Raw genomic sequence first — 7,197 nt, 5'->3', positions numbered from 1 at the left:
GGAATCGAACCCGCGTAGCCAGTTTGGAAGACTGGGGCTCTACCATTGAGCTACATCCCCGCGCACAGCAATCCCAACCGGCGGACGGTACGTTCCGGCTGCCAGGCGAGTGCCAGTGAGCGATGCAACGGTACCCGAGGTCCGGCGTCGTAGACAAACTCAGATCGAGCGCGAGTGTCCGGAGGGGCCCGCGAGTGGAACCCCAGCAACACCACCGAATCGCACCGAGTTCGCGTACGGTGCCCGGCGCGCTAGACTCGTGCGATGTCTGTGTTCGGGTTATACCTCCCGAGTACCCCTTCGGCGCTGCCGAAAGGGAACGCAGATCACCCACGGGGTGTAGCGCAGTGGCTAGCGCGCCTGCTTTGGGAGCAGGAGATCGCAGGTTCGAGTCCTGTCACCCCGACATTCGATCCCCGCAACCTTGGTTGCGGGGATCGCATACCGCGCCCGTGACCTCAACGCGGTGCAGCTGAACAAGCTGCGACGGCGATGCGGCCGCGGGCTGAGACCTGTCACCATCCATCTATCAGGAGCGCAGCCCCAGTGCAGAGCACCGTCGAAAACGTCAGCCCCACCCAGGCGAAGATCGCGCTGGAAGTCCCGTTTGCGGACCTCAAGCCGTTTATCGACCGCACCTTCAAGTCCCTGGCCAACCAGATCCAGGTCCCCGGGTTCCGTGTAGGCAAGGTTCCGGCCAAGTTGATCGAACAGCGCGTGGGCTACGACTTTGTGGTGGAGAACGCGCTGAACGAGGCCATGGACACCTACTTCCAGCAGGCCCTGGCCGAGCACGAACTGACCCCGATTGCCCAGCCGCAGCTGGAAGTCACCCAGCAGCCCACCGCCGAGGACCGCGAGGCCGCCACCAAGGCCACCATTGAGGTCACCGTGCGCCCCGAGATTGAGCTGCCCGAATACAAGGGCCTCAAGGTTGAGGTGGAAGCCCGCACTGCCGGCGATGAGGACGAGCAGAAGGCCCTGGATGAGCTGCGCGGACGCTTTGGCACCCTGAAAGCCATTGATCGCCCCGCAGCCGAGGGCGACTTTGTCTCCCTGGACCTGCAGGCCCTGATCGACGACGAAGAAGTGGACGCCGCCAATGACCTCTCCTACGAGGTCGGCTCCGGCACCATGCTGGAAGGCATGGACGAGGCCGTGACCGGTCTCTCCGCTGACGAAGACGCCACCTTTGTGACCACTCTGGCCGGCGGCGAGCACTCGGGCCAGGAAGCAACCGTGAAGGTCAAGGTCACCGCCGTCAAGGAGCGCGAGCTGCCCGAGGCCGACGACGACTTTGCCCAGCTGGCCTCCGAGTTCGACACCATTGAGGAACTGCGCGCAGACCTCAAGAAGCAGGCCGCCGACTCCGTGGTGGTGGAGCAGGGTGTTGAGGCCCGGGACAAGGTTCTGGAGCAGCTGGTGGGTCTGGTTGAGGTTGAGGTTCCTGAGTCTGTGATCAAGGAACAGATCGACCAGCACTTCAACAACCCGAACGCTGAAGCCGATCACGACACCGCCGAGCACCGCGCCGAGGTTGAGGAGAACGCCAAGACCGCGTTCCGCAACGAGGTCGTCCTGGACGCCGTGGCGGACAAGGAAGAGCTGAGCGTTGAGCAGTCCGAGCTGATCGACTACATCATCTCTACCTCCCAGCAGTACGGCATGGACCCCAACCAGTTCGCCCAGATGCTGGATGGCTCCGGTCAGGCCGGGATGATGGTGGGCGAGGTCCGGCGTCGTAAGGCTCTGGCCAAGGTGTTGGAGCACGCTGAGGTGGTTGATTCAGAGGGCAACGCCGTGGACTTGACCGCTTTTGTTACCCCGGCCGGTGCCGAGGACGCAGCCGAGGGCACCGAAACCGAAGAGGCTTCCGAAGAGAAGTGACGCCCCGTGCAGCCGGGCACCAAGCCCGCTGGCTGCACCGTTGGTGATGAGAACGACGGCGCCCGCCGCGCAGGTGATGAAAACCTGTGCAGCGGGCGCTGTTGTGTGTCCGGGGTGAAGGCACGCCGCCAGCGAACAATGCGCGGGCAACGGATCCGGGTGCCGACCGTTCAACTAGGCTCGAACGCGACCTTAGAACTCATGCGAAAGAGGGATGCACTCATGACCTCTCCGTTTTCCCCGGAGCAGTCCTCCGCCCAGCCGCGGATGGACAGCCAGCCCGTGGCAGGCCAGGACGATTACGTCTACAACCGCCTGCTGAAGGAACGCATTATCTGGTTGGGCTCCCAGGTTGAGGACCGCAACGCCAATCTGATCTGCTCCCAGATGCTGCTGCTTTCCGCAGAAGACCCGGAAGCGGACATTTACCTTTACATCAACTCGCCGGGTGGTTCGGTGACCGCCGGTATGGCGATTTACGACACCATGCAGTTGATCCCCAATGACGTGGTGACTGTGGCCACCGGCCTGGCCGCCTCCATGGGGCAGTTCCTGCTGTCCTCCGGTACACCGGGCAAGCGTTACGCCACACCCAACACCCGCATCTTGATGCACCAGCCGTCCGGTGGCATGGGTGGTACCGCCTCAGACGTTCGGGTCCAGGCTGAACTGATCATGGACATGAAGCGTCGTTTGGCTGAGCTGACTGCTGAGCAGACCGGCCAGAGCATTGAGAAGATCCTGGAAGACAACGACCGCGACAACTGGTTCACCGCCGAGCGCGGCCTGGAATACGGCTTCTTCGATCACATTGCCCAGAATGCCTCCGGTGTTTCCGGTGGCGGCGGGACCATGAAGGACCGCGAGTCCTGACCCGCAGGTGGACACCTAAGAATCCACCGGTAGAACACGGCTTATTTTTCAAAGGATGACTTCCATGAACTCCATGTTTGGACAGGCAGGGTTGGGTCAGGCGGGCGCAGGTGCGTATCTGCCCGGCTCCACCGCAGGCAACTTGCCCACCAACCGCTATGTGCTTCCCGACTTTGAGGAACGCACCCCGTACGGGTACCGCCGTCAGAACCCGTACACCAAGCTGTTCGAGGACCGCATTGTGTTCTTGGGCGTGCAGGTGGACGATGCCTCTGCGGACGATGTGATGGCTCAACTCCTGGTGCTCGAAGCCCAGGATTCTGACCGGGACATCACCATGTACATCAACTCACCGGGCGGCTCTTTCACCGCCATGACTGCCATTTACGACACCATGCAGTTCATCCGCCCGGAGATTCAGACCGTGTGCTTGGGTCAAGCGGCATCCGCAGCTTCCGTGTTGCTGGCTGCTGGAACCCCAGGCAAGCGCCTGGCGCTGCCGAACGCCCGCGTGTTGATCCACCAGCCCGCCATGCAGGGTCAAGGTGGTGGCCAGGCATCTGACATTGAGATCCAGGCCAATGAGATTGTGCGGATGCGCACCTGGCTGGAAGACACCATGGCGCTGCACACGGGCAAGTCTTCCGAGGAGATCAACCGGGACATTGAGCGCGACAAGATCCTCACGGCCACCGAGGCCAAGGACTACGGAATCGTGGATCACGTCCTGGAGTCCCGCAAGGCCGTCAAGCCCAAGACGGTGACCGCCTGAGTCACCTCTGACTCCCGGGATTGCATGTGCGCAACCCAAGCCAACGACGGCGGCCCGCGGGCCGCCGTCGTTGAGTGTTCTGGGTGGGTACAAGCCTCAGCGGGTAGGGCACATTGGTGCGGCAGGCGGTGTCGTATTGGTAGCTGTCAGTGGGCTCGCGTATCGTGGCTTTCCAGTGCATGGGAGGGGACACGCTCCCGGTACTGCAGGGTGCCTACGTCAGGGACCGAACACACCATCTCGATCAGCTCTAAGGAGTGCACATGGCCCGCATCGGCGAAAGCGCTGATCTGCTGAAGTGCTCTTTCTGCGGAAAGTCACAGAAGCAGGTTCGCAAGCTCATCGCTGGGCCTGGCGTCTACATCTGTGATGAGTGCATTGAGCTGTGCAATGAAATCATTGAAGAGGAACTGACGGAGGTCGAGGCTTCGGAAGAAACCTCCCTCCCCACTCCGCGGGAGATTTTTGAGCACCTTCAGCAGTACGTGGTGGGGCAGGAGACCGCAAAGCGTGCGCTGTCCGTGGCGGTCTACAACCACTACAAACGAGTGCGCGCCTCCCAGTCCGGTAAGCCCTTGCAGCTGGCCACGGCCGCCGGGGATGAAGATGTTGAGATTGCCAAGTCCAATATTTTGCTGGTGGGGCCCACCGGTTCCGGCAAGACCTACCTGGCGCAGTCCTTGGCGCGTCGCCTCAATGTGCCGTTCGCCGTGGCTGATGCCACCTCCCTGACGGAGGCGGGATATGTGGGTGAGGACGTTGAGAACATTCTGCTCAAACTCATCCAGGCCGCTGACTTTGATGTGAAGCGGGCTGAGTCCGGGATCATCTACATTGATGAGATTGACAAGATCTCCCGCAAGTCTGAAAACCCCTCCATCACCAGGGATGTCTCCGGTGAAGGGGTGCAACAGGCCTTGTTGAAGATTCTGGAAGGAACGGTGGCCTCCGTCCCGCCCCAGGGTGGCCGCAAGCATCCGCAGCAGGATTTCATCCAGATCGACACCACCAATGTGCTCTTCATTGTGGCCGGTGCGTTTGCCGGTCTGGAGGACATTGTGGAGTCGCGGGCCGGTAAAACCTCTATTGGCTTTGGGGCCCCCGTTGAACAGATTGCTCACGGCCCGGTGTCAGAACTCATGGGCAAGGTCATGCCGGAGGACTTGCTCAAATTCGGTCTGATTCCTGAGTTCATTGGCCGTCTGCCCATCATCACGGCGCTGAATGAGCTCACGGATGAAGACCTCAAACGCATCTTGGTGGAGCCCAAGAACGCGCTGACCAAGCAGTACCAGAAGATGTTTGACCTTGACGGTGTGACCCTGACCTTCACGCCGGAGGCGCTGCAGGCCATTGCGGAGAAAGCCATTGATCGCGGCACAGGTGCTCGCGGGCTGCGCGCCATCATGGAGGAAGTGCTGCTTCCCGTGATGTTTGACCTGCCCACGGTGGAGGATGCTGCGGAGGTCATTGTGGATGCGGACAGCGTGACCGATGGCGTGGCGCCACAGGTCATCACGGCGGAACTTGAAGACGAATCCAAATCGGCCTGAGCCTGCCCTCAGCCGAATAGATCCCACCCTTCTGAACGGATCCGCGCGTGAGAGATTCCCAGCCCACCGACCACCGGGTTGTGGCGCTGTTACGCGGGATCAACGTGGGCGGGCGCCACAAGGTGCCCATGGCAGCACTGCGTGACTTGGCGCAATCGGCGGGGCTTGTAGATGTGCAGACGTACATCCAGTCCGGCAATCTGATGGCCAGTGATCCTCTGCACCGCCCCCTGGATGATCTGGGGGAGTTGCTGTCCGTGGCTCTACAGGATGAATTCGGGTTTGTGGTTCCCGTGGTCATGGTGCGGACCGACCGGCTGACTCAGGTGCTGGCAGCCTGCCCGTGGCCAGATGTTGAGGACCCACGATGCGTTCACGGGGTCTTTTACCCTCAGATCGCACCACCTGAGATGCGGGAGCGGGCAGCAGCTTTGATGACTCCGCATGACGTGGATCAGATCGACTTTGATGGCGAAGTTCTCTGGCTGCACACCCCGTCAGGGCTCTCCGCCTCCCGCGTGGCAGAGCGGGTGATGCAGCTGAGCTTGCCTGACGGTCGGCGTGGTACGGCACGGAATCTTCGTTCGCTGCGGGAGATCAAGGCCCGGATCTGAGCGGGATCGGCCAGCTGTGGACGCGTCGTCGTCGTAGCGTTGATGACAAGGGCACCGGAAGTGGTGCCAAGGAATGTCTCGGTAAGGAGAACCCATGACTGACACCGTTGATTTCTGGTTTGATCCGCTGTGCCCCTGGGCGTGGATGACCTCCCGCTGGATGGGGGAGGTGCAACAGGTCCGCCAGGTAGACGTCAACTGGCGGATCATTTCCTTGGGCATCCTCAATGAGAACAATCCGGAGAATCACCATCACGGTCATGAGGAATCCATGTGGCCTGTGCGCGTGGTGGAGGCAGCTGCCCAGGCCCACGGGGATCAGTACCGCAAGCCGCTGTACGACGCCATCGGCACCCGCATTCACCCGGGGCGCCGCGGTAAGGACGACCAGTTGGTAGCCGTCCTGGAGGAAGCCCTGGAGGAAGTTGGTCTGCCGGTTGAGCTGGCAGAGGCCCGCAATTCTGACCAGTACGACGACGCCCTACGCGCCTCCACGGAAGCTGCTCAGAAAGTGGCAGGCAAGGACATTGGCACACCTTGTATTGCGGTGAATGGTGTGGGCTTCTTCGGTCCCGTCTTCACGCCCGCACCCAAGGGTGAGGAAGCCGGCAAGATCTGGGATGCTGCCCTGACCTTGGCCAGCTACCCGGGTTTCTACGAAATCAAGCGTGGCCGCGAAAAGGGTCCGGATTTCAGCTGACTCTGTCTCACTCAAGCGCCGAGTGGCCGGTTGTGTGGCTCCTGAACAGTTCAGGGCCCACACAACCGGCCACTCGTCATCTGGGTGACGGCTTCAGCCCGTACGACGTCCGCTAAAGCTGAATCTCATACATCGGTGCTCTCGGCCCTCGCCGGTCGGGTCTGATAGGCGAGGGCCGAGTTATCTGGACACTCAGCACCGGCTGGCACGATTTTCCCGAATCTGATTGGCATAAGGCTCTCAACTATTAGTCACGAATTTTCGTCATGCGCGATCCAGAGTTAAGGTTACTTGTCAGATCCATGTTGACGGTGTCAGTGAAAGGTTGAAGCGTGCTATTTGCTCAAGCATCCAATGCGGAGGCCGCCGGTGCTGGCGTCCTCGTTGTGATTCTGTTGTTGATCGGATTCGTTGTTGGTGGATTGCTTTATCTGTTGCCAAGCATCATTGCGTTTATACGTAAAGCACCGAATATTGGCTCAATTGTGGTCATCAACGTACTCCTCGGATGGATCTTGGTGGGCTGGGTCGTCGCCTTGGCGATGGCCTTCAGCTCGCGCCAAGAGCCCCAAGTGATTATCCAGAACGGTCCGTACCCGGGCACTCCCGCCCAATACCCCTATTCGGGCAATCCACCACGGTAGTAGGAGCTGCTCTGCATACGTCGGTTGGGGTCACGATCTTGGCTCTCACGTCAACGCCGAGTGGCCGGTTGTGTGGGCCCTGACCCAGTGTGTGGGCCCCCCCCCCCGCCCCCCCGGCCCCCGCGGCCGGGGCGGGGTGGGGGGGCGTTCCCCC

General features: G+C 61.2%; 7 protein-coding genes and 1 tRNA gene. All 8 read left to right on the top strand.

The window, feature by feature from the left end; all coding sequences use genetic code 11:
- The first annotated feature begins 333 nt into the window (after positions 1-333).
- Positions 334-406, top strand: a tRNA-Pro gene (locus Q4G32_RS11805).
- Positions 407-546: 140 nt separating this feature from the next.
- On the top strand, positions 547-1,887 hold the full coding sequence (tig, locus tag Q4G32_RS11800; protein ID WP_303351646.1) for a trigger factor: 1,341 nt from the start codon (positions 547-549) through the stop codon (positions 1,885-1,887).
- A 222-nt stretch (positions 1,888-2,109) separates the two neighbouring features.
- On the top strand, positions 2,110-2,760 hold the full coding sequence (locus tag Q4G32_RS11795; RefSeq protein ID WP_303351644.1) for an ATP-dependent Clp protease proteolytic subunit: 651 nt from the start codon (positions 2,110-2,112) through the stop codon (positions 2,758-2,760).
- A 73-nt stretch (positions 2,761-2,833) separates the two neighbouring features.
- Positions 2,834-3,532 (top strand): ATP-dependent Clp protease proteolytic subunit, encoded by a 699-nt coding sequence (locus Q4G32_RS11790; RefSeq protein WP_303351650.1) that lies wholly within the window; start codon positions 2,834-2,836, stop codon positions 3,530-3,532.
- Between the two features lie 263 nt (positions 3,533-3,795).
- Positions 3,796-5,085: an ATP-dependent Clp protease ATP-binding subunit ClpX gene (gene clpX / locus Q4G32_RS11785; protein ID WP_303351643.1), complete on the top strand. Its 1,290-nt coding sequence runs from the start codon at positions 3,796-3,798 to the stop codon at positions 5,083-5,085.
- A 47-nt stretch (positions 5,086-5,132) separates the two neighbouring features.
- Positions 5,133-5,699 (top strand): DUF1697 domain-containing protein, encoded by a 567-nt coding sequence (locus tag Q4G32_RS11780; protein ID WP_303351641.1) that lies wholly within the window; start codon positions 5,133-5,135, stop codon positions 5,697-5,699.
- 94 nt (positions 5,700-5,793) lie between these two features.
- Positions 5,794-6,399, top strand: coding sequence for a mycothiol-dependent nitroreductase Rv2466c family protein (locus tag Q4G32_RS11775; RefSeq protein ID WP_303351639.1), 606 nt, complete (start codon positions 5,794-5,796; stop codon positions 6,397-6,399).
- A gap of 332 nt (positions 6,400-6,731) precedes the next feature.
- The gene (locus Q4G32_RS11770) at positions 6,732-7,043 is read left to right on the top strand and encodes a superinfection immunity protein (RefSeq protein ID WP_303351638.1); all 312 of its coding nucleotides are present in this window, start codon (positions 6,732-6,734) and stop codon (positions 7,041-7,043) included.
- The last annotated feature ends 154 nt before the right edge of the window (positions 7,044-7,197 follow it).

Origin of the sequence: Kocuria sp. (assembly GCF_030538595.1) — a bacterium.
GTDB lineage: Bacteria > Actinomycetota > Actinomycetes > Actinomycetales > Micrococcaceae > Kocuria.
This window is presented reverse-complemented; position numbering and strand designations above follow the sequence as displayed.